Below are 23,988 nucleotides of genomic sequence, written 5' to 3' on the forward strand. Positions count from 1 at the left end.
TAAGTTAATGTATGAAAGGTTTGGTGCGAAATAATATGGTAAAAGATTATTTACCTTTAAATAAAGAAGATATGTTAAAACGAGGGTGGGAGCAATGTGATTTTGTCTATGTTATTGGTGATGCATATGTGGATCATCCTTCTTTTGGACCTGCGATTATTAGCCGTATTTTAGAGAGCGAAGGTTATAAGGTTGGAATTATAGCTCAACCAGATTGGAAAGATGAATCAAGCATTGCGGCCCTTGGGGAGCCAAGACTAGGATTTTTAGTATCTGGCGGTAATATGGATACCATGGTAAACCATTATTCAGTTGCTAAAAAAAGAAGACACAATGATGCTTACACACCTGGAGGTGTCATTGGAAAACGTCCAGATCGAGCAACAATTGTATACTGTAATTTAATACGAAAAAAATATAAAAATGCTCCTATTATTATAGGAGGGATTGAAGCATCTCTTAGAAGACTTGCGCATTATGATTATTGGAGTGATAAAGTAAAGAGATCTATTTTATTAGATTCTCAAGCAGATATTATTTCATATGGTATGGGAGAAAAGTCCATTGTTGAAATAGCAGATGCATTAAATAGTGGAATTGATGTAAAAGATATTACCTTCATTCCTGGAACGGTATATAAAGCAAAAAACTTAGATTCAGTTTATGATGCAATACAATTACCAACCTTTCAAGAAATTTTAGATAGTAAGAAGGTTTTTGCAAAGAGTTTTTATCTTCAATATCAAAACACAGATCCATATACAGCAAAGGTACTTGTGGAACAGTATAAAGAGAATGAGTTTGTAGTACAAAATCCACCAGCGAAACCATTAACACAATCTGAAATGGATCGAGTATATTCACTTCCATATATGCGTGATTATCATCCATCTTATAAAGAGCTTGGTGGGGTACCAGCAATTGAAGAGTTAAAATTTAGCTTAACTAGCAATCGTGGATGTTTTGGAGGATGTAATTTCTGTGCACTTACATTTCATCAAGGAAGAATAGTTCAGACAAGAAGTCACGAATCTATTATACACGAAGCTACTATTCTTACCTGGGATCCTGAGTTTAAAGGATATATTAACGACGTTGGTGGGCCAACGGCAAATTTCCGTAGTGCGGCATGTGAAAAGCAGCTTACGAAGGGTGTTTGTCTTAATAAACAATGTCTTTTCCCTAAACCATGTAAGAATATGAAGATTGACCATAAAGATTATCTAAGCTTATTAAAGAAATTAAGAGAATTACCAAAGGTTAAAAAGGTGTTTATACGTTCTGGTATTCGTTTTGATTATTTAATTAATGATCCAGATGATACTTTTATTGAAGAGTTATGTCAAAATCACGTAAGTGGTCAATTAAAGGTTGCACCAGAACATATTAGTGATAATGTTCTTACTATGATGGGAAAACCAGAGAATGCGGTATACGAAAAGTTTATTAAAAAATATCGTGCAACCAATGAAAAACTTGGTATGAAGCAATTTGTTGTTCCATATCTTATGTCTTCACATCCGGGTTCTACGATGAAAGAGGCGGTAGAACTTGCCGAGTATTTAAGAGATTTAGGATATATGCCAGAGCAGGTACAAGATTTTTATCCTACACCAAGTACTATTTCTACTTGTATGTACTATACAGAAATTGATCCAAGAACAATGAAACCTGTTTATGTACCAAAGAATCCACATGAAAAAGCAATGCAAAGAGCATTGATTCAATATCGTAACCCTAAAAACTATCGATTGGTGGTGGAGGCTTTAACAGTTGCTGGTAGAACGGATTTGATAGGGTATGATAAGAAGTGCTTGATTCGCCCAAGTTATCAAGATAAGGACAAGTTTGGTGGAAACCCATCAAAAGGAAGTTATTCATCTAAATCTTCGAATCGTAGAAATGGTAATGATGTGAAAAAGTCCTCAGGGAAAGGAACTAGAAGTGAATCTGGTACAAAACCATCCAATAAGGGAAAAATTCGATCATTAAAAAACAAAAAGAAAAAAATAGTTTTAAAATAAATAGTAAACCAATTTTATAAATTGAAATAAATTGTATAAATTGAAATAGACGAAGTATATAAAAACTGGAATAAACCATATATATATAAAATGAAATAAAATATATAAAAAGTGAAATAAATAAAGACAAAAGGTAACTGATTCAAGTGATAAAACTACTATATTTAGTAAGTTTCATCACCTGAATCATTTATTATATAGAGTTTTATTATTAATTATATAATACTAGTATTGAGGGTTTTTATGTTACAAAATGAAACGGAGAAGGGACAGGTATCAACATGGCATTTCATACGTTAGAAAATCAGGATTTAATTGTTAAAATCGAGGATTTTGGTGCAGAAGTTACTTCTGTACAGTGTAAGAAGTCAGGTCAAGAGTACATATGGGAGGGAAACCCAGCTTATTGGAATCGACATTCACCAATTCTATTTCCTTTTGTAGGAAATCAGAAAGGAAAGAAATACAGCTATAAAGGGAAGAAATACCCTATGGCACAACATGGTTTTGCAAGAGATATGGAGTATGTTCTAGTAGAAAAAGAAGATGAGAAGGCTGTATTTCGGTTAGAATCAAGTAGTGTTACAGAAAAAAATTATCCATTTCAATTTGTGTTAGAAGTTACATATATTTTAAGAGAGAAGAAGTTGGATGTAATTTGGATGGTAAAAAATAAAGGTGATAATACGATGTACTTTCAAATAGGAGCACATCCTGCTTTTAATACTCAGGCGGTTATGGAAGAGGAAGAATCGAATTATTTTATCGCTTTTGATGGGGTTAAGGAATTGAAAGTTCGTACCATTGATATGAATACAGGGCTAGCTAAGAATGAAACTATAGGTATGCCTATGAATGAAGTGATAGAAGATAAGGGATATTTACGGATAACAGAATCGTTGTTTAAGAATGATGCCCTTGTTATTGAAGATAAACAATGTACTTTCGTACAATTATGTAAGCCCGATAAAACACCATATGTTACAGTAAGTTTTGATACACCTTTATTTGGAGTATGGTCACCTGCTAAAAAAGCGGTACCTTTTGTATGTATTGAGCCTTGGTATGGAAGATGCGATAAGGTTGATTTTCGTGGGGATTTAGAGGAAAAAGAGTATTTGAATGTGCTAGAAGCAAATAACATCTTTAATGCCTGTTATTCAATTTATTTTGGCTGTTAAAAGTAAGATATTGGAACAGGGTATAAAAAATCACATTTAGAATCGATAAGAATTCGAATAAATGATATTTTTTAATTTTACCTCTTTTAAATTTATTGATTTTTTGATAAAATAGTTATGCATTATTGCAACCTCCTTGTGATTTGTTGGGCAGACTGGCACGAGGAGGTCTTTTTTTTATTGTAAAACAAAATCTTGGAGTTTGCACCTAAACATTTTAGAGCCAAAATTAAAAAAAAGAGCTTAAATATTTGAAGAGCTTTAGTTAATTATTAATAAAAAAGGGGATGATACAAAATAGTGTTATGCTAACAATCTATTTTGTATCATCCCTAATTTATGTGTTATTAAAAGCTATATTATTGTGGTTGTTTACCAATATAAGCTAAGATACCACCATCAACATAAAGAACATGTCCATTTACGAAGTTAGATGCTTCGGATGCTAAGAATACAGCAGGACCTGCAAGATCTTCAGGTGTTCCCCAACGAGCAGCAGGAGTCTTTGCAATAATAAAGTTATTGAAAGGATGTCCTTCTTCTCTTAATGGTGCAGTCTGAGGAGTTGCGATGTAACCAGGTCCAAGGCCATTACATTGGATGTTGAATTCACCGTACTCAGATGCGATGTTCTTAGTTAACATTTTTAAACCACCCTTAGCAGCAGCATAAGCGGATACAGTCTCACGACCTAATTCACTCATCATAGAGCAGATGTTAATGATTTTACCGTGACCTTTTTTAATCATGCTAGGAATAACAGCTTTTGCCATGATGAATGGTGCATTTAAATCAACGTCGATAACTTGTCTAAATTCAGCTGCAGTCATATCACACATAGGGATACGTTTAATGATTCCTGCATTATTAACTAAAATGTCAATAACACCTACTTCTTTTTCGATTTGAGCAACCATAGCTGCTACTTGCTCTTCGTTAGTTACGTCACAAACATAACCATGAGCGTTAATACCAGCTTCTTTGTATGCTTCAAGTCCTTTATCTACTAATTCTTGTTTAATATCATTAAAACAAATGGTTGCACCAGCAGCTGCATAACTGCTTGCAATTGCAAATCCAATACCGTAAGAAGCACCAGTAACTAATGCTACTTTACCTTCAAGTGAAAAGTTTTTTGTGAAATCCATATGAATACCTCCATAAAATATTAGAATTACTTGAAACTATGTAAAATGCGGCAAATTAAGCACTTACATTTATTTGTTATGTCACTAGTAATTACTTTAATAATTATATCTCAATGGGTTTGAAAAATCAAGTAATATAGTAATTAAACTGTAAACATTAGGATGTAAGCACTTACAAATTGAACATATATCGACAGAATTCATATTATATAGGGAAATAAAGGTATCAATTAGTCACTAATACATTTAATTCATATAGCGCCTTTTTGATATCCTTGAATAATGATATAATATTGTTTATAATATGCAAATATATAAGAAATCACTTTATTGAATGTAAAAAAAGTGATACACTAGCTTTGTAAATTAATATATGAAAGAGGTTGTCATGTTTCAGAAATTTTATCCCAGTGAATATGTAAATTCTTCATTTGAAATAAATTATAAGAATCTTTATAAAGAAGGATACCGAGGTTTAATCTTTGATGTAGATAATACATTGGTTGAACACGGCGCAGATGCATCCAAAGAAGCACTTGCTTTAATGAAAGAGCTAAAAGAGATAGGATTTAAAGTATGCTTTTTATCAAACAATAATGAAGAAAGAGTGAAACGATTTAATAAAGATATTAATGGTCTCTATATATTTAAAGCAAATAAACCATCCAAAAAGGGATATCAACAAGCAATGAAGTTAATGGGGACTACAATTAAGAATACCGTATTTATCGGAGACCAATTGTTTACGGATGTGTATGGTGCGAATAGAATTGGTATGAAAACATTTCTCGTAAAACCCATTGGAAAGAAAGAAGAAATTCAAATCGTTATTAAGAGATATTTTGAACGCATAGTTTTATTTTTTTATAATCGAAGCTTAAAAAAATGAAAGGCACGGTATCAAAAGATGAAAAATAACATTATCTTAATTGGTTTTATGGGTTGTGGAAAAACTAGTATTGGAACAAGGCTGGCAAAAAAGCTTTCATATACTTTTCTTGATACGGATGCATTGATTATTGAAAAGGCAGGGCAATCTATTTCAGAGATTTTTGAATCCGATGGAGAAGAATATTTTAGAAATCTTGAAACGGATATACTAAAAGAATTAAATGTAAAGACTGATCGGGCTGTTATTTCTACTGGCGGTGGAATGCCAATGAGAGAAGAAAATAAAGAATTACTTCGTTCTTTAGGACATGTTATCTTTTTAGATGCATCAAAAGATGCAATCTTAAAGAGGGTTGAAGGAGATACAAAACGTCCTTTATTGGCTTATGAGAATAAAGAAGAGCGAATCCAAGAATTACTTTCAATACGTCTTCCATTTTATAAATCTTGTGCCCATACGGTAATTGATACATCTGATAAATCATTTTATGATGTCATTAACGAAATTGAGCAATGCATGGATAATTCGTTTAAAGTGGTGTAAGAATAATTAGAAGTTGAATAAGAGATTTTCAAGATTTTATTTGAATCTAAAGTAATAATAAGGCTCTTAATTTAATTATTATTGATTATAACGAAGTAAAAAAGAAAGGAGTGTATCGACGTATTTTAGTCTAAATACATCGTACAAGGATTAAATGAATTTATTAGTAATTAATGGACCAAATATTAATTTCCTAGGAATTCGTGAAAAGGGAATTTACGGAACGAAAGATTTTAATTCTTTGCTTGAAATGCTTGAAAATAAAGCGAATGAAACAGGAATTTCAATTGAAACATATCAAAGCAATTGTGAAGGTGCAATTATTGACCGAATTCAAAAAGCGTATTATGATAAGGTAGATGGAATTATTATTAATCCAGGAGCTTACACTCATTATAGCTACGCAATTAGAGACGCACTTGCTTCTATCGAAGTACCAATTATAGAAGTTCACATCTCTAATGTACATAAAAGAGAGGAGTTTCGTCATACTTCTGTGACTGCACCTGTTTGTACAGGGCAGATAGTAGGTCTTGGATTACAAGGTTATTTATTAGCAGTTGATGCAATTTTAGAGTTAGCAGCTAACAATAATTAGTTGAAGAAATAAAATAGAAAGGTTCGTCATAGGTGATTTATATCATTAATTTATGACAAGAAAAGGGTATATTTATGAGAAAAGAAGCTCAAGTATATGAAATTATGGATAAAGTATCTGTAGATGCTATTATCATTTTAAATCGTTATAATAGGAGATATCTTACTGGATATTGTGGTGATACTGGGGTAGCATATATTAGTAAGAATAAAAAAATTATCTTTACAGATTTTCGTTATATTTATCAGGCAGAAGCAGAAGCAACTGGATTTGAAGTTATTGATATTACTGATAAAGGCTACGCTGCTTCCATCGCTGAAGTTGCAAAGAATGACCAGGTAAAAGCAGTTGGATTTGAAGAAGTTGAATTAAATTATGCAGAATATAAAGCATATGTTAAAAACTTAGAAGAAATTCAATTTGTTCCTATGAAGGATGAATTATCAGATCTTCGTATGGTAAAAACTAGAGAAGAACTTGATAATATTAAAATGGCAGAACACATTGGAGACATTGCATTTACAAAGATTCTTGAGGATATTAAGCCAGGTGTAACAGAACTTGAAATAGCAGCAAAGCTTGAATATTATATGAAAACAAATGGTGCAGAAGGTATTTCCTTTGACCCAATCGTAGCATCTGGAATTAATTCTTCCATGCCACATGCGGTACCAAGCCGTAAAAAAATTGAGCATGGTGATTTTGTTACATTGGATTTTGGTTGTCTTTATAATGGATACTGCTCTGATATGACTAGAACAGTTGTTGTTGGTAAAGCAAATGAAAAGCAACTTGAAATCTATAATACTGTTTTAAAAGCTCAATTAGCAGTATTAGATCAAATAAAAGCTGGTATGACTGGCGTTGCAATTGATAAGATTGCAAGAGATATTATCTACTCTGCAGGATATGAAGGTTGCTTTGGTCATGGCCTTGGACATAGCGTAGGTTTGTTTATTCATGAAAATCCTAGAGCATCGATGAAAGCAGAAGCTTTAGTATTAGAAAATATGACTATGACTGTTGAACCAGGAATCTATGTAAGAAACTTTGGTGGAGTTCGTATTGAAGACCTTGTAGTTGTAACAAAAGATGGTTGTGAAAACTTTACACATTCAGAGAAAAAATTAATTGAACTATAAAAATATAAATTTTGAGTTATACTGATAAAAAAATAGTTGAAAAAATTGTGCAAGTATTATACACTATTATGTAGTTAATTTTAAGGAGGATTTTTTATGATATCAGCAGGCGATTTTAGAAATGGATTAACACTAGAAATAGATAATGCCGTATATCAAGTTATTGAATTTCAACACGTAAAACCAGGAAAAGGTGCAGCTTTTGTAAGAACAAAATTAAGAAATATCAAGGATGGGGGCGTTACTGAAAAGACATTTCGACCTACTGAAAGATATCCACAGGCTCATATTGAAAGAAGCGACATGCAATATCTTTACACAGATGGTGAATTATATCACTTTATGAATACTGAAACTTTCGATCAAATTGCTTTAAATGAAGATGCAATTGGTGATACTTTAAAATTCGTTAAAGAAAATGACATGGTTAAAATGTTATCTCATGCTGGACAAGTTTTCGCAATCGAGCCACCTCTATTTGTAGAACTTGTAATTACTGAAACAGAACCAGGTTTCAAAGGTGATACTGCTCAGGGTGCTACTAAGCCAGCAGTTGTTGAAACTGGTGCTACTGTATACGTACCTTTATTTGTTAACCAGGGAGATAAGATTTCTATCGATACTAGAACTGGCGAATACATGAAGAGAGTATAATTTTTACAATTTTTTATAAAAAACACTGTAGATTCAGAAATGCTAAAAAAGCACTGGATTTACAGTGTTTTTTTAGTTTATACGAAGTATAAGCGAAGATACTTCGTATTATAAAGTATAAAAATGTATCGAAAAGGACACAGTTTTAAAAATTCATATGATAATAAACTAAAGATTGACATATGGCATATTTTGGATATACTCATACTAAAGATGTACATTAAGTAAGGAGGAGTTATGTCTGATATCAAAAGTCGTAGTTTTATAGCTAAAACGGGTTATGTATATATTGTAGAAGCTAACTATCCACAAGGTAAGGCTATGTATGCATTCTTTATAAAATAAAGAAGAGTTATTTTTGATGAAGGATGGAGGAAGGTCATTATGAAAAAAGCTGTATTTTATATACCAGCCGTTTTTTTTATTGCTATTTTTTGGACAGTGGCAACTTCAATTGGTTTTAGCGCGATTTCCCCAGTGGTAGTGGTATGGATTGCATTGTTTGTAGTAAGTGCCATTCTATTAAGCAAAGGTAAATTTTGGGGTGGTTTTCTTGGCGCATTACCAGGAATTCACTTTATCTATATGGGGACAAAGGATACAGGACAAATCATTAATGAAACTCCGATGGGGATTATTATTGTGATTTTTTATATACTTTGTAGTGTATTTGTGTTTTTTAAAAATAGAAAATAACATTAAATATAGGTTTTTTTTGTCATAGTAAAAAAGTGATAATAAAGGTACAGAGGATATGATTAGAGTATAAAAATTCGATACATCATATAAAAGGTGCCTTTAAGGGGGGTGTTATAGGAATAATAATAGGAATAATATCAGCTAGTTTTGTTACACTGTTTAACAATATTATGCGATGAGTAACTTTTCGAAAGTAGAATTATATAATTACATAAGGAGATTACGGTGAGCGTTTGTTTGTATCCTATTTGTCGTGTAAACATAAGGGATGCATATCGCTGATTAAGAACCTACCGTAATATGGAGGATATATATGAATGCAGAAATTGATATAACAGATATAATTATTGAGACACCACGTTTATTAATACGGCCTTTTAGAATTAATGATTTGGAAGATTTTTATGAATACGCTTCTGTTGATGGAGTTGGACAGATGGCAGGTTGGAAGCCACATGACAATAAAGAAATCTCCAGACTTATTTTAAATGAATTTATTGAGGGAAAGAAAACCTTTGCACTTGAATTAAAAGAAAATGGTAAGGTTATTGGCTCCATTGGTATCGAAAAATATAATGAAAATAAGTTCAATGGTGACTTTAATCAAAAGAGGGGCAGGGAACTAGGTTATGTTCTAAGTAAATCCTATTGGGGAATGGGATTAATGCCAGAGGCAGTAAAGAGTGTAATTTCTTATTGCTTTGAGCAATTATCTTTGGATTTTCTTACAGTAGGACACTTTAAATGGAATAAGCAATCAAAAAGTGTTATTAAGAAGTGTGGCTTCCAATTTTTCTGTGAAGGAGAATTCACAACACATATGGGAGTAATAGAACATGAATGTTCTTATGTATTATATAAGCAATGATGAAAGCTAGATTCTGAATTTAATTCGTTGAGTATATTATAGTGGCTACATATTACGAACTTGACTAAGAAATACCTATTTGGTAGTTTATTTGTAATATGAAATAGTTAAGGAGATAAATTATGAAATTTTCAAGGGATATAACAGTGAAAGATCAAGTGATTATTGGAATCATTGTATTAATAATTTCTTTTATTGCTAAAGTGGTTATTGTTAATATTTTGGATATTTCATACTACAAATTTTTTGATGCTTATATAATTACGATATCTTTATTATATGCGTTAATTATTTTTGGTGCTAGGAAACAAGAAAAAAAATTGTATCTCTTATGCTTATTTCATATTCTTTCTTTAGTGCTTATGATTTTGTTACAGTTCTAAGTTTCTATCGGTTATTTTCCTTGTATTCTATTAATTATATTGTTAAAATATGGACATAACATTAAAGTGTAAAGGAGAAAACATGGAAGACTTTAAATTTGAGACGATTCAATACGAACGACCAGACTTCGATCAATTCGAGGCTTACTTAAAGGATTTAACAGAGAAAGTAAAGGATGCAAATAGCTATAGCGAAATCAAAGAAATATTAGAAAAAGCCGATGAATACATGAATGCCGTTGATACAATGACAACGGTTGCTATGATAAGAAATACCTTAAATACGACGGATGAGTTTTATGAAAAAGAATACGAATTTATAGCAGAGCGTCAGGCAGTGGCTGCAACAACTTCAGCCGAATTTTATAAAGCTATATTAAATTGTAAATTTACTGATGAAATTTCAAATGATTATGGGAAAGAATTGCTTGTTATTCTACAAAGAGAAGTAGATCAGTTTAAAGAGGAATTGATTCCGTTTATACAACAAGAGGCGAAATTAACTCAAAGATATCAAAAATTAATTGCTACAGCACAAATTCCATTTAATGACCAAATTTTAAATATACATGGAATTCAAAAATATTTCGAACATCCAGATCGAGAGATAAGAAAAGGAGCGTTTAAGGCTTACTCTGATTTTTATCATAAGAATGAAGAGGAGATGGAAGAGATTTTCTCTGAGCTTATTAAAATACGTAATGAAATGGGAAAAGCTCTGGGATATGATAATTTCATACCACTTGCTTATATGCAGCAAAAACGAAGTGATTATGGTGTAAAAGAAGTTGCTTCTTTTAGAGATCAAGTTCATCGTGAAATTGTACCTTTGTGTCAAAAATTATATGAAGCTCAAGCAAAGCGAATTGGGGTAGATGAATTAAAAGTTTATGATGAGAAATTTATGTTTACGGATGGGAATGCAGAACCTATTGGAGATGATGATTACTTAGTTTTAGAAGCTCAAAAGATGTATCATGATTTAAGCCCTGAAACCGCTGAATTTATAGATTTTATGATTGAACATGATTTAATGGATTTAAAGAATAAGCCAAATAAGGCATCTACTGGATATATGACTGTTTTAAGTTCATATAAGGCGCCATATGTATTTTCATGCTTTAATCATACCATTTATGATATGCAAGTATTAACACACGAACTTGGCCATGCATTTGCAGGATTTATGTCCATGAGAAATCAAAAAACATCGGCCTATTATATGGGTGGAACAGATATTGCTGAAATTCATTCTATGGCAATGGAACAATTTTCGTATCCGTATGCAGAGCAGTTTTTCGGAAAAGATGCTGATAAATTCCGTTTTGCTCATTTACAAGAAGCAGTTACATTTGTTCCATTTGGTGTTGCTGTGGATGAATTTCAACATATTATGTACGAACATCCAGAACTTACACCAAAGGAAAGAACCTTGGAGTGGCATAAATTAGAAAAGAAGTATATGCCATGGCGCAAGTATGAAGATGATGAATTTATGGAAAGAGGCGGATACTGGTATCATAAGATACATATTTTCTTGTATCCATTTTATTATATTAATTACACGCTTACAACGATGGGCGCAATGGAATTTAAAAAGCGTTTCATAGAAAACCGCGAAGAAGCTTGGAGAGATTATTTAAATCTTTGTAAAGCAGGTTCTAGTAGGAGCTATTTAGAACTTTTAAAACTTGCAAACTTGTCGATCCCATTTGAGGAAGGTAGCGTAAAAAGAGCGATATCCCTTGCGAAAGATATTCTATTAGCTGAGATAGAAAAAGAGAATTAAGTACAGGAGAGCTAAATTAGTATGAATCAGAAAATTAGAATAGCCTGTGTTGGCGATAGTATTACCTATGGTTATGGTACTAATAACATTGAAAATGAAAGTTACCCTGCTAGATTACAAGAATTATTAGGGGATAACTTCATTGTAAATAATTATGGAGTAAATGCCATGACTGTGCTTAGTAACACGGAAACTCCATATACGCAAACCGTTCAATACTTACAGAGTTTAGAATCCAATGCAGATATAGTTATATTAATGCTAGGAACGAATGATGCAAAGCTTGGTAATTGGGCAAAGAATGAAACTAATTTCATTTTAGATTATGAGAAACTTATTAATAAATATAAAGGTATGGAATCAAATCCGTATATATTTATTGCAACTTCACCAACAGCATGGAGAGATTATGGTATTTTAGATGACAATACAATCATCCCAGAAATTGTTGATGAAAAGGTAGTTGTGATTCAAAGAGAAATGGCGAAAAAATTTGAATGCGGCTTAATTGATATTCATAATTACACGAACGATATGAAAGACTTTTTTCCTGATACGATTCATCCTGATATAGAGGGATATCAAATAATTGCTACATTTGTATATGAGGGGATAAAAGATTATTGCGAAAATTTGCTAGCAAATAAAGAGTGAACGCAGAAATTTGAAGATTCTAATAGTAAATAATCAGTGAAAAATTAGTTTAAGAGTGATACAAAAATTGTAATAACAAGTGGTAATAACAAGTTATCAAAAAGGAGCTATTTTGCAATAGCTCCTTTTTGATGTGTTGATAAATATTCATTAATCGCTAACTGAATACAACCCATGATCCCTTGATCTCCATATAATGATGGAGCAACAATATAATTATCAATATCTTTTAATTCGTTTGTCATGATATAACCATTTAACAATTCTAAGAACTTTTTCCGAATCAAAGGATAGAGTTGTGTTTGATGCATTACTCCACCACCAAGTACGATGCGATGAGGTGAAAGTGTTAATGCATAATTCATCAAAGCTTGTGCAATATAATAAGATTCAAATTCCAAAACTTCTTCATTATCAGTTAATTCATAGGCTTTCTTTCCAAAACGAGTCTCAATAGCAATTCCACATGCAAAACCTTCAAAGCAATCGTTATGATAAGGACAACAACTGCGATATGTATCATTAGATGCTCTTGAAAGTAAAATATGACCAGCCTCTGGATGTAACATCCCATGTAAAAGAGAGTTATTTAAATAAACTCCAACTCCAATTCCAGTACCGATTGTAATATAAATACTTGAATTAAGACCTTTTGTACATCCAAATGTAGCTTCTCCTAAAGCGGAAGCATTTACATCGGTATCGAACCCGATTGGTAGTTGCAAAGCGTTTTTTAATGTGCCAAGTAAATTATAGTTTGCCCATGCTAGTTTTGGTGTTGATAATATATAGCCAAAAGTAGGAGAGGATTGATTTAAATCAATAGGTCCAAAAGAACCAACTCCTAAAGCAACAATTTCTTTCTCTTTAAAATAATCTATTATTTTTGGCATTGTTTCTGATGGAGTACTGGTTGGTATTGAGATTTGCTCAATAATTTTCCCAGAGTCTGTACCAATCGCACAAACCATTTTTGTTCCACCAGCTTCTAAAGCACCATAAAGCATAAGAAACCTCCTAATACACATATGTATTTTTTTTAATATTCGTCCTCATAGGATAGATTACTTCAAAAGGATAGGGTGGTCAACATAAATTATATTAAGAAATGCTTTAGCTATTATTATAAAAAATAAGATTAAAAAACCAAAATTTCTAAATTGCAAGAATAGACAAAATAAAGCTGAAAAGCCATTGTAAAAATATATCATATTTTGGTATAATAAAGAATATAAGGCAAAAAATAGAAAATACATTAAAAAATAGGAAGTTGCGTGGTAATCTATTGGAAACCAAAGAAAATATTATGAAATATGGGGATACTTATGGGCGAAAAAGGGAAGGTAAACAAAATGAGGAATCTTAAAAAACGTAATATTAAAGAAAAAAAGGTAAAACTAGCAAAGGTTAAAACCAAGAGAGTTCGTAATTTATCAAGTATACGACTAAAGTTAATTGTAGGTTTTTTAATTCCAATTTCATTTATGGTTGGGATAGGCATTCTATCCTATTCAAAATCATCGAAAGCAATGATAAAAAGCTATGAAAATTCAACAATGTCTACGATTGATATGGCAGCTAATTATTATGATTTGATTTTAAATAGTGTTAAGTCTACCTCTTTTGAAATTGTAATGGATGAACAAATACAAAAGTATTATTCTAAGTATTATAATAATGATACATTTCAAGAAGTAACGGTTTCTTCAAATAACAAGAAGAATATCCAAGCTACGATAATGACGAATAATTATGTTCAAGATATTGCTGTTTTCGGACAATACGGGAACTCCCTCTATGGCAGTACAATGATACCAAATGACTTATACAGCAAATTTAATGATACAGAAGAAGCTCGTTCCATTGATGAAAAAGGAGTTCAATGGTTAGGATACCACAAATACTTAGATGAGAATTCAAAAACGAGTCCCAAAAAATATGGATTAACCGTTGCAAGACAGCTTTTATCTACAGGATATAAGAAGGTTGGATATGTTTATGTAGATGTTAAATTAAGTGCTCTTGAGAACGTATTAAAAGATATTGATGTGGGAGAACATAGTATTTTAGCGCTTATAACACCGGATGGTCGCGAAATATCTTATGTTAGAAATGAAGAAAATGACACGACTAGTGAAACAACTAGCATAGAAACTATAAGAAAAGAAAGGGATACTCCATATATCACCGAACAAGAATTTTATAAAAATGCAATCGATAGTAACGAGGAATCCAATGCTGTTTATGTTGATTATGAAGGTAAACCATATCGTTTTATATATAAGAAATTAAATGAGGAAGGCTTTATGACTTGTGCCTTAGTTCCTCAAAGCGTTATAGTAAAAGAAGCCACAAGCCTTGCAATGATGACATTTTTTATTGTTGGATTTTCAGTAATCGTAGTACTTATTATAGCTATAGTTTTATCCTCCTCCATAGGTTCAACCATACAGCGATTTATGAGTGGAATCGGAAAAGTGTCTGAGGGTGATTTAACAATTGAAATAAAAACAAAGCGTAAAGATGAATTAGGTGCTCTTGGTGGCGGTATTATGAGCATGTTATCAAGCGTAAAAGAAATATTAAAGAAGTCAATGCATGTTACATATGAAGTGAATAGCTCTTCTGAAAAAGTAGCTAAAAACTCACAACTGCTTCTAACTGCAACCAAAGGTATTACCCAGTCAATTAGCGAAATTGAACAAGGAATTATGCAGCAAGCACAAGATTCTGAAAAATGTTTATTGCAAATGGATCAGTTATCAGAAAAAATTAACATCGTTTCTGAGAACTCGAATAATATCGCATCCATTGCTGAGGGAACACAAAAAATAGTAAAACAAGGAATTAACACAATCGATGACTTAGATGTTAAATCAAAAGACACAACGGATATTACCCGTATCATTATTAAAAATATCGAGCAATTAGAAATTTCCTCGAATTCTATTGATAAAATAGTGGGTGGAATTAATGATATTGCAGATCAAACAAACTTGCTATCCTTAAATGCTTCCATCGAAGCGGCTAGAGCAGGGGATTCTGGAAGAGGATTTGCAGTAGTTGCAGATGAAATTCGTAAATTAGCGGAGCAATCAGTAACTTTTGTCAATGAGATAAAAATTATTGTGGACAATATTAAAAATCAAACGAAGGAAACTGTAATTACCACAAAAAGAGCAGAAGATATTGTATTATCTCAGGGAGAATCCTTACGTAAGACGGTTGATATATTTAATAGCATTGAGCAACATGTTACTACACTAACAAGTAACTTAGAACAAATAACGGATGGTGTGAAAAATATTGAACGTACAAAACAAGATACATTAATTGCAATTGAAAGCATTTCCGCGGTATCAGAAGAAACGGCAGCAGCAACCGAAGAAGTGAATGAGGCGGCAAATAAGCAATTAGGAGCTGCCATCAGCCTTAGCAAAGAAGCGGAAGAATTAACGAAGCAATCCCATGAATTAGCAGAGGCAATTAGTGTCTTTAAAATCTAGATTTAGATTCTTTTATAATTGGAATGTAATATTAAATTTACAAAAGTAATGAATGATTGGTGGTTTACATAATAGAAAGGCTTTGTTAACAAACAGGTTAAAGTGTTTGTGTAACAAAGCCTTTTCTAATGTTTCATATATTTACTTTCTGTTTATGGCAATGATTAAATCCGCAAATTAGTTTTGGAATGCATAAGCGGGCATTATTTATTCTTCATCATTTCTAAAATATCTAAATAAATCGGTTCAATGACAGAATCATCAATTTTCTTATCTAAGAAATATTCAACCGCATATTTGGCCTGAGCAACTAACATTTCTAAACCATTTACTGCTTTAATGGAACGATTTATCGCTTGTTCCATGAAACGAGTCGTTAATGGGTTATATATCAAATCAAGAACAGCACTTAAATTTTTATATGGTGTTAGATCAATCGGAGAAGCATCCACATTTGGATACATACCAATTGGACTTGTATTCACAATAACATCTGCATCAAAATGTAATCTCGCAGCTTCTTCATAAGTTAATACATTCGGTTCGCTTTTATATTTAACAACATATACTTCTTTCGCTTTTAAGAAATCTAAGACAGCAAAAACTGCTTTAGCAGCACCACCATTTCCTAGGACTAAAACTTTCTTACCTTCTATCTCAACATTGTTGTGTTGAATCATATATAAAAATCCAAAGAAATCTGTGTTATATCCATATAATTTACCAGATTTATTAACAATCGTATTCACTGCGCCAATGGACTTTGCTCTTTCATCCATAGCATACAAATAAGGGATAACATCACATTTATATGGGATTGTCACATTAATAGCTTTGAAATCTTTTTTCTCCATAAATTCAATGAACTCATCATGATTTAAAGGAGTAATTTCATATGTATAGTCTGCAAGCTTTTCATGTATAGGTTTTGAAAAGCTATGTGATAATTTTTCACCAATTAATCCGTATTCCATAATAACCTCCAAGATGCCGTTAGGCAGTTTAATTCTAAAGCTGAAATTTATTAAACAATATCTTACTACAATAAGAGAAATTAATCAAATATCAGCTTGTCTAAAATTTAATTATTTCTATATCATAATTTAGCCACTCATTCATATATTGTAAAAAACAGACAACCTGATTGAAAATAAAAGAATCGATTTCAATTAGAGAATTATCAAAGTAAATTAGATGAATATCAAATTTACTTAGATGAATATCAAATTTACTTAGATGATTATCAAATTCAATTAGATATTTATCAAAGTCAAAATTTAAATGCTTATTAATAAAAAGCTATGGCAGTGGTTGGAGGTTAGTATGAGTAAAAAGGATGATTTACTTAAGATATTTTCGTTAAGATTGCGAACCGTCTTAGCACAGACACCTCTTGATTATGAACAAATACAAGAAATAAGATTACGAGTCGATGCCCCTTTGATGCTACGTTATAAAAACAAAGAGTATTTTATAAATAATCAATCAAGGCTTACCAATAATAGCGAAGACTCTTTTCTTATTACAAAGGCAGAAATAAAAGAAACTATGGAGTATATTAGCAATTATTCACTGTACGCATTTGAAGAAGAAGTAAAGCAAGGATTTATAACAATTGTAGGAGGGCATCGAATCGGTATTGCCGGGAAAGTAATTATTGAAGAGGGCAAGATAAAAAGTATGAAATACATATCGTTTATCAATGTGCGGTTATCTCACCAAGTAAAAGGATGTGCAAATGTTGTCCTACCTTACATATTAAAAGGAAATAGCATTTTCCATACCTTAATTATTTCACCTCCAGGGTGTGGGAAGACAACCTTATTACGTGATATGATTCGTCAACTTTCCGATGGTTTTCATATCAATGGAAATCGAATGTTGGGGCTTCAAATTGGTGTTGTTGATGAACGTTCCGAAATTGCTGCATGTTATATGGGAATGCCACAAAATGAACTTGGAATTAGAACCGATGTATTAGATTGCTGTCCCAAAGCAGTAGGTATGATGCTACTTATCCGTTCTATGGCACCTCAAATTATAGCAGTGGATGAAATTGGTGTAGGAGAAGATATTAGTTCCATTCATTATGCAATGGGGTGCGGTTGTAAAATGATTGCAACGGTTCATGGCGGTTCCATTGACGAAGTGAGAGAAAAACCTTTGCTAGGAGATTTAATACAGAAGCATATGTTTGAGAGATATATTATTTTAAGCAATCAAAAAGAAGTTGGAAGAGTTGAGGAAATTTACGATGAATTTGGAACTAGACTTTATTTAGCATAGAAACTTATAGAAAGGAGAATTTGAAAATGATTGCACTTAAAATAGTCGGGTGTATTTTAATTATAAGCTCTTGCGCTGGAACAGGATTTTTGTTAGCAAGCGAATTACAACGCCGTCTAGAAGATTTAAAGGCTGCAAAATCCATGGCAATATTATTAAGAGGTGACATTCGGTATGCACAAACAGCATTACCAGAGGCACTTGATAATGCAGCAAGACGTCATGAGGGAAGATTGGCACCTTTTCTTAAACGAGTATCTGGTGAGTTAAAGCAATATTCTGGAACAAGTTTAAAAGAAATATGGAGAAAGGCAGTGAAAGAAGAATTATCACATACCGCCCTCTCAAAAAAGGATAAAGAATGTTTAGTGCAATTAGGAGATCATTTAGGGTATCTCGATAAAGATATGCAAATGAATACGATTGATTGGTATATCACACAATTGGACGAAATCATGAAAGATATTACGGCAGAATCGAAACAAAAAATGCGATTATACCAAAGTCTAGGCGTTTTGTTTGGATTGTTTGTCATTATATTAATACTTTAGTGGGAGGAACACATGACTATAAATCTAATATTCAAAATAGCTGCGGTTGGTATTTTAATATCGGTCCTTAATCAAATTTTAAAACAAACAGGAAGGGATGATCAAGCCTTTTTGGCAAGTTTAGCTGGCTTGATTTTGGTATTGTTTTGGGTTGTACCATATATAGCAGAATTGTTTGGTTATATACAACAGCTATTCTCGTTATAAAATGTAACGAAAACATGATTGGATAGCTGGAATTCGTTAGAGAAAGAATGGAACAAGCTTACATATATAAACTTAAACTAATAAAGGAGAGTGTATAAATAATGATTAAGATAGCCCTAATCGGTATTGTCTCCGTATTAGCAGCAATACAATTTAAAAGTGGAAAGTCGGAATATGGTATTTTAATTAGTCTTACAGGATGTGTCTTAATTTTTTATTTTAGCGCAGGAAAGTTATCTACTATAGTGGATTCCATTAATCAGATTCGAGGATATTTATCTGTTAATTCAGAGTATTTATCAATTTTATTAAAAATAATTGGAATCACATATATCGCAGAATTTTCATCAAATCTTTGTAAAGATGCTGGTTACGCTGCGATTGGTAATCAAATAGAACTTGCAGGGAAACTTAGTATTATGGCACTTAGTATGCCAATACTTTTAGCGTTACTTGATACCATTGATCGTTTTTTAACAGCGTAGAGAAAGATTATAAAAGCGGAATATTTAAACATTTCATACAAACGTCGATGGTTAGAAGGGTGTGTAAAAAAACAGTGAGAAAAAGAAGATTTCTAAAAAGATGCATACAATTGATTCTCTTTATTTATCTTAGCTTATTTTTAACAGAAGTCAAAACAGTTGCTGCAAATGAATTAGCGCCAGAAGATTTGGACTATACAGAAATACAATCCGTGCTAGATGATGTTTTATCAGATGATGAAAGCATGAACTTTGGAACCTATGTAAGTGAACTTGTAAGCGGTAAAGAATCAATTTCTTTTGGTGGGATTTTAGGAAAGATAAAGCAAGTAATTACATCCGAAATCCTTGGTAACTTTAGAAGTTTAACTAAGTTGATTACAATAGCAGTGATAGCAGCAATATTTACTAATTTTTCACATACCTTTCAAAATTCACAAGTAGCAGAAACGGGATTTTATGTTACATATCTTTTGATGTTTGGAATACTTGCTGCGACGTTTATGACAGCTACTTCCCTTGCAGCAAATACATTGGACAAGATATTAGATTTTATGAAAGCATTGGTACCCGCCTATTGTATGTCAGTTGCCTTTTGTACTGGTGCAAGTACCTCTACACTTGTATACCAAGGGATTTTAGTTTTAATAACCTTAGTTGATATTATTTTAATTAAAATAATTATACCATTGATTAATTTATATATGATGGCAATACTTGCAAACAATTTATCCAAAGAGGATTTGCTATCAAAATTGGCTGACTTATTATCTACCGCAATTCGCTGGGTTTTAAAAACCTTGCTTGCAGTTGTAATTGGGATTGGAACGATTCAATCTTTGTTAGCACCTGCAATTGATCAGATGAAACGATCAGCAGTGATTAAAGCAACAGGTAGTATACCAGCGATTGGTGGATTATTGTCAGGGGTCACAGAAACAGTCCTTGGCGCTGGAGTTTTATTAAAAAACTCAATTGGAGTAGCAGGCATGGTAGCAGTTATTATTATTTGCGCAATTCCTTTAATAAAGCTGGTTATCTATGTTTTTATCTATAAGCTTGCAAGTGCAGTGATACAACCAATTTCAGACAAGCGTATCTTAAACTGTGTTAGTGCCTCTGCGGAAGCTACTTCATTATTGCTGCAAACGGTCTTTGTTGGCGCTGTATTGTTTGAAATAGTAATTACAATAATAGCGATTTCAACAAGGGGGATTGTATAAGGAGGGATAAAATTGCAAAGTTTATACGTATGGATGAAAGATATTATTATTTTCATGATTTTTGTAACAATCATAATGAATTTATTAGGAAAAAGCTCATTTAAAAAGTACATTGGAATAATAACTGGACTTATCTTAGTGTTGTATGTAATAAAACCAATTATTGCGATCGCTGGGGATAGTGATTTTTTTAATTTTGCCTTTGGGTCATATAATTATAAGATTCAGTCGGAAGATATGACGAATAAAATTTTAGAAATGGAAGAAAGTAGTAATGATGCAATCGCATCAGAGTATAAAAATATGTTAATGGAGCAGACAAATAAATTGCTTAAAAATAAAGGATTATATGTAACGAGTTTAAATATTGAAATTGATGATGATATACAAAGTGAAACATATGGCACGATTATAAGAATGAATGTAGAGGCTTCTTACTATAAAAATGAAAATGAGGAAGTAGCAATAAATCCTATTACGATTGATCGTATTAAAATAGGAGAGGAAAAGGAGAAAAAAGAGGAAAAAGAAGTGAAAATATATTCACCGATGGAAATAAATATAAAAAATGTATTAGCTGACTTCTATAATATAGATTCGTCTAATATAAATATTAGTATACGGGAGGACCACAATGGATAAGAAAAAAATATCGATTAAGGAGATAGGTGTTCCTAAGCTCGTCATTTTATTCTTAGCAGGGATATGTTTAGTTGTGCTATCCGTTCCCGACCTTTTCGGCAGCAAAAGTAAAACGGAAGATAATAAGGTAAATACGGCTATAACAAGTACACAGACACAAGAAAGTGGTACCATTGATTCAGTAGTTGCAGAATTTGAATCTAGGTTAAAGAAGACACTTAAGAAAGTGGAAGGTGTTGGAGACGTAGAAGTTATGATTACATTAAAAAGTTCTAAGGAACAAGTCGTTTTAAAAGACAGTCCATATGAACAAGAGAATCTAAATGAAACGGATGAGGCAGGCGGGAGTAGAATTAGTTCAAGTCTTAAAAACGATGAGGAGACAGTGTTAATAACAAACGGAAACGGGCAAGCAAATCCTTACGTAACAAAAGAGCTAGAAGCCTTGATCGAAGGTGTTGTAGTTGTAGCAGAAGGCGGTGGTAACAGCAAATTGGAAGTAGACATTGTAGAAGCTGTTGAGGTACTTTTTAATGTTCCCGCGCATAAGATTAAAGTATTACCAATGAAGAGTAAGTGAAAAACCTAGCTATTTGAATCGTTTAAAAGGAATCATTATAAAAATGGAGGTTACATAAATGAAGAATATCTTTAAGAAAAATCAAGTTATCATCACTGCACTTGCTATTATGATAGCTGTTGCGGGATATTTGAATTTTACCAAGGATAGTGCAGATAAAGGCAAAGATCAAGTTGTTAATTCTACTAACGTAAATGACGATCTAGCATTAACAGATGAGAATGACTTATATGGAGATATCAGTGATGAAGATATTGCAGATGCTGGTCAACAACTTAATGTATCGGATGATGGTAGTTTAGTACTCAATGAGAATGCAGACGCCGAAACTGCAGATGGCTCAGTGAATAAGGACGATGTAGCAGCGACAGACGCTACCGGTGAAAACGCAGAAGTTGCAGGAGAAGATAAAGTAAGTTCTCCAGGTGAAGCTATCCTTGCAAGTACAACACTAGATAGTAGTTACTTTTCAACTGCAAGACTTAAAAGAGAGCAAGTTCGTTCAAAAAATAAAGAATTACTTTGGAGTATTATCACAAGTGCAGATGTAAACGAAGAAGATAAAAAAGCTGCTCTAGAAGATTATACTGAAATTGCAAATATTTCTGAAAAAGAAAATGCTGCTGAAATTTTACTAGAAGCAAAAGGATTTGATGGCGTTGTTGTTAATATTGGTGAAGGCACCGTAGATGTTATCGTTAATTGTGAGAGTATTACAGACGCTCAAGTTGCACAGATTGAAGATATCGTAACTAGAAAGACTGGAGCAGATATAAAAGATATCGTTATTACTCCTGTTATCGCTGAAGAATAGGGATGATAAAACTATTTAAGAGGGAATGATTCTTCTGCACAATAAATGGTGAATAAAGGAGGAAGTTTCGTCAATAATGATAGAAAAGAAAACACTTTGCAAATCACTATTAGTTTGCTATAATAGAATCAAAGAATTATACAATATGATTTTAAGAAGCAAATCAATTGTTTTGATTAAACGCGCACATGCGCATGAAATACAGGAGGTAACACCGATGAATAAGGAACTTCAGAATCACTCATATACAATGGAGACTTCTGGTAAGATCGGAGAAGTTAAGATAGCAGATGACGTTGTTGCAACAATCGCAGGTCTTGCTGCCACAGAAGTAGAGGGAGTTGCTGCTATGTCAGGAAATCTAACGAATGAAATCGTTGGTAAGCTTGGCATGAAAAATCTTTCTAAGGGAGTAAAGATTGAAGTAATTGATAAAGCTGTGACTGCGGAATTATCAATAACAATGAAGTATGGATATAGTATTCCTAAGACTTCAAAGTCTGTACAAGACAAAGTTAAGACAGCAATTGAGAATATGACTGGACTTACCGTTTCAGAAGTTAATATTCGAATTGTTGGTGTAGACATAGAGAATACTAAGTAGAAATTTTAGGGGTGGGGTAAGGGATTCTAACACGTGATTTGTGTTAGAATCTTTATTACCTCAGCCTTTATTAATGAGTGTTACGTTATTACGATAGGGATAATCTTAGGAGGATTTAGATGACAAGAAGAGAAATTAGAGAGCATTTATTCCGTATGCTGTTTCGCAAGGAGTTTCATGAGCCTTCTGAACTAAATGAACAAGTGGAATTTTATTTTGAAACTTTGGAAGATGCGAGTGAAGTAGAGTTAGAATATATTGAGAGTCGTTTTAAAAATATAACGGACAAGTTAGGTGAAATCGATGTTATGTTGTCCGAAGCTACCAGTGGTTGGAAACTTAACCGAATGGGAAAAGTCGACTTAAATATTATGCGATTGGCAACCTATGAGATTAAATTTGATGAAGAAATACCTACTAAGGTAGCAATCAATGAAGCCGTTGAACTTGCGAAAAAATATGGTGGGGAATCCTCAGCAAGTTTTGTAAATGGAGTCCTAGCAAAGGTAGTCTAG

26 protein-coding genes are annotated in these 23,988 nt (G+C 32.4%); 23 read left to right on the forward strand and 3 right to left on the reverse strand.

Translation table 11 applies throughout. The annotated features are described in order from the left end of the window. Positions 1–35 precede the first annotated feature (35 nt). Together BN4220_RS14205 and BN4220_RS14210 are read left to right on the forward strand one after the other, a co-directional pair. The gene (locus BN4220_RS14205) at positions 36–2,024 is read left to right on the forward strand and encodes a YgiQ family radical SAM protein (protein WP_066721013.1); all 1,989 of its coding nucleotides are present in this window, start codon (positions 36–38) and stop codon (positions 2,022–2,024) included. A gap of 281 nt (positions 2,025–2,305) precedes the next feature. Then, entirely contained in the window at positions 2,306–3,205 is a 900-nt protein-coding gene (locus BN4220_RS14210; RefSeq protein ID WP_066717676.1) for an aldose 1-epimerase family protein, read from the forward strand. 359 nt (positions 3,206–3,564) lie between these two features. Here the strand turns inward: BN4220_RS14210 and BN4220_RS14215 are convergent, their stop codons facing one another. After that, positions 3,565–4,353: a gluconate 5-dehydrogenase gene (locus BN4220_RS14215; protein WP_066717679.1), complete on the reverse strand. Its 789-nt coding sequence runs from the start codon at positions 4,351–4,353 to the stop codon at positions 3,565–3,567. Between the two features lie 388 nt (positions 4,354–4,741). On the opposite strand from BN4220_RS14215, the gene BN4220_RS14220 reads away from it, so the two are divergent. The 10 genes from BN4220_RS14220 (at position 4,742) to BN4220_RS14265 (ending at position 12,575) form a co-directional block, all read left to right on the forward strand. Next, positions 4,742–5,242, forward strand: a complete 501-nt coding sequence (locus tag BN4220_RS14220; RefSeq protein WP_066717682.1) for a YqeG family HAD IIIA-type phosphatase — start codon at positions 4,742–4,744, stop codon at positions 5,240–5,242. An 18-nt stretch (positions 5,243–5,260) separates the two neighbouring features. Next, complete coding sequence (locus BN4220_RS14225) at positions 5,261–5,788, forward strand: shikimate kinase (protein ID WP_066717685.1); 528 nt, start codon at positions 5,261–5,263, stop codon at positions 5,786–5,788. Positions 5,789–5,942: 154 nt separating this feature from the next. Beyond that, entirely contained in the window at positions 5,943–6,386 is a 444-nt protein-coding gene (aroQ, locus tag BN4220_RS14230; RefSeq protein WP_066717688.1) for a type II 3-dehydroquinate dehydratase, read from the forward strand. 74 nt (positions 6,387–6,460) lie between these two features. Continuing rightward, the gene (locus tag BN4220_RS14235; protein ID WP_066717694.1) at positions 6,461–7,528 is read left to right on the forward strand and encodes a M24 family metallopeptidase; all 1,068 of its coding nucleotides are present in this window, start codon (positions 6,461–6,463) and stop codon (positions 7,526–7,528) included. Positions 7,529–7,624: 96 nt separating this feature from the next. Further along, on the forward strand, positions 7,625–8,182 hold the full coding sequence (gene efp / locus BN4220_RS14240; RefSeq protein WP_066717697.1) for an elongation factor P: 558 nt from the start codon (positions 7,625–7,627) through the stop codon (positions 8,180–8,182). Between the two features lie 384 nt (positions 8,183–8,566). Then, complete coding sequence (locus BN4220_RS14245; RefSeq protein ID WP_066717700.1) at positions 8,567–8,878, forward strand: hypothetical protein; 312 nt, start codon at positions 8,567–8,569, stop codon at positions 8,876–8,878. A gap of 316 nt (positions 8,879–9,194) precedes the next feature. Further along, positions 9,195–9,749 (forward strand): GNAT family N-acetyltransferase, encoded by a 555-nt coding sequence (locus BN4220_RS14250; RefSeq protein WP_066717703.1) that lies wholly within the window; start codon positions 9,195–9,197, stop codon positions 9,747–9,749. 122 nt (positions 9,750–9,871) lie between these two features. Next, positions 9,872–10,132, forward strand: coding sequence for a hypothetical protein (locus BN4220_RS14255; protein WP_066717709.1), 261 nt, complete (start codon positions 9,872–9,874; stop codon positions 10,130–10,132). An 82-nt stretch (positions 10,133–10,214) separates the two neighbouring features. Beyond that, positions 10,215–11,921 (forward strand): M3 family oligoendopeptidase, encoded by a 1,707-nt coding sequence (locus BN4220_RS14260; protein ID WP_066717712.1) that lies wholly within the window; start codon positions 10,215–10,217, stop codon positions 11,919–11,921. 21 nt (positions 11,922–11,942) lie between these two features. Continuing rightward, a complete protein-coding gene (locus BN4220_RS14265) occupies positions 11,943–12,575 on the forward strand; it encodes a GDSL-type esterase/lipase family protein (RefSeq protein WP_066717715.1) in 633 nt (210 codons plus the stop codon). Between the two features lie 107 nt (positions 12,576–12,682). On the opposite strand, the gene BN4220_RS14270 is transcribed toward BN4220_RS14265, so the two are convergent. Beyond that, a complete protein-coding gene (locus tag BN4220_RS14270; RefSeq protein ID WP_066717718.1) occupies positions 12,683–13,582 on the reverse strand; it encodes an ROK family protein in 900 nt (299 codons plus the stop codon). A 345-nt stretch (positions 13,583–13,927) separates the two neighbouring features. Between BN4220_RS14270 and BN4220_RS14275 the strand changes: the two genes are divergently transcribed. Further along, on the forward strand, positions 13,928–16,081 hold the full coding sequence (locus BN4220_RS14275) for a methyl-accepting chemotaxis protein (RefSeq protein ID WP_066717721.1): 2,154 nt from the start codon (positions 13,928–13,930) through the stop codon (positions 16,079–16,081). A 203-nt stretch (positions 16,082–16,284) separates the two neighbouring features. Here the strand turns inward: BN4220_RS14275 and BN4220_RS14280 are convergent, their stop codons facing one another. Next, positions 16,285–17,055, reverse strand: a complete 771-nt coding sequence (locus BN4220_RS14280) for a shikimate dehydrogenase family protein (RefSeq protein WP_066717723.1) — start codon at positions 17,053–17,055, stop codon at positions 16,285–16,287. Positions 17,056–17,404: 349 nt separating this feature from the next. Here BN4220_RS14280 and spoIIIAA point away from each other — a divergent pair, with 349 nt between their 5' ends. The 10 genes from spoIIIAA (at position 17,405) to nusB (ending at position 23,988) form a co-directional block, all read left to right on the forward strand. Beyond that, the gene (spoIIIAA, locus tag BN4220_RS14285; RefSeq protein ID WP_066717725.1) at positions 17,405–18,367 is read left to right on the forward strand and encodes a stage III sporulation protein AA; all 963 of its coding nucleotides are present in this window, start codon (positions 17,405–17,407) and stop codon (positions 18,365–18,367) included. 26 nt (positions 18,368–18,393) lie between these two features. Next, positions 18,394–18,918: a stage III sporulation protein AB gene (locus BN4220_RS14290; protein WP_066717727.1), complete on the forward strand. Its 525-nt coding sequence runs from the start codon at positions 18,394–18,396 to the stop codon at positions 18,916–18,918. A 12-nt stretch (positions 18,919–18,930) separates the two neighbouring features. After that, a complete protein-coding gene (gene spoIIIAC, locus BN4220_RS14295) occupies positions 18,931–19,125 on the forward strand; it encodes a stage III sporulation protein AC (protein ID WP_066717729.1) in 195 nt (64 codons plus the stop codon). Positions 19,126–19,226: 101 nt separating this feature from the next. Continuing rightward, positions 19,227–19,610 (forward strand): stage III sporulation protein AD, encoded by a 384-nt coding sequence (gene spoIIIAD / locus BN4220_RS14300; protein WP_066717732.1) that lies wholly within the window; start codon positions 19,227–19,229, stop codon positions 19,608–19,610. 110 nt (positions 19,611–19,720) lie between these two features. Then, positions 19,721–20,833 (forward strand): stage III sporulation protein AE, encoded by a 1,113-nt coding sequence (locus BN4220_RS14305; protein WP_197467943.1) that lies wholly within the window; start codon positions 19,721–19,723, stop codon positions 20,831–20,833. Positions 20,834–20,845: 12 nt separating this feature from the next. Next, positions 20,846–21,475 (forward strand): stage III sporulation protein AF, encoded by a 630-nt coding sequence (locus BN4220_RS14310; protein ID WP_066717738.1) that lies wholly within the window; start codon positions 20,846–20,848, stop codon positions 21,473–21,475. Next, a complete protein-coding gene (locus BN4220_RS14315) occupies positions 21,468–22,055 on the forward strand; it encodes a hypothetical protein (protein WP_066717741.1) in 588 nt (195 codons plus the stop codon). The genes BN4220_RS14310 and BN4220_RS14315 overlap by 8 nt, the downstream gene beginning before the upstream one ends. 58 nt (positions 22,056–22,113) lie before the next feature. Then, complete coding sequence (locus tag BN4220_RS14320) at positions 22,114–22,869, forward strand: SpoIIIAH-like family protein (RefSeq protein ID WP_066717744.1); 756 nt, start codon at positions 22,114–22,116, stop codon at positions 22,867–22,869. Positions 22,870–23,086: 217 nt separating this feature from the next. Beyond that, positions 23,087–23,473 carry an Asp23/Gls24 family envelope stress response protein gene (locus BN4220_RS14325; protein ID WP_066721017.1) on the forward strand — a complete coding sequence of 129 codons (387 nt, stop codon included), beginning with the start codon at positions 23,087–23,089 and terminating at the stop codon, positions 23,471–23,473. A 119-nt stretch (positions 23,474–23,592) separates the two neighbouring features. Next, positions 23,593–23,988, forward strand: a complete 396-nt coding sequence (nusB, locus tag BN4220_RS14330; RefSeq protein WP_066717746.1) for a transcription antitermination factor NusB — start codon at positions 23,593–23,595, stop codon at positions 23,986–23,988.

The sequence above is a fragment of the Clostridium sp. Marseille-P299 genome (assembly GCF_900078195.1).
GTDB lineage: Bacteria > Bacillota > Clostridia > Lachnospirales > Lachnospiraceae > Lachnoclostridium.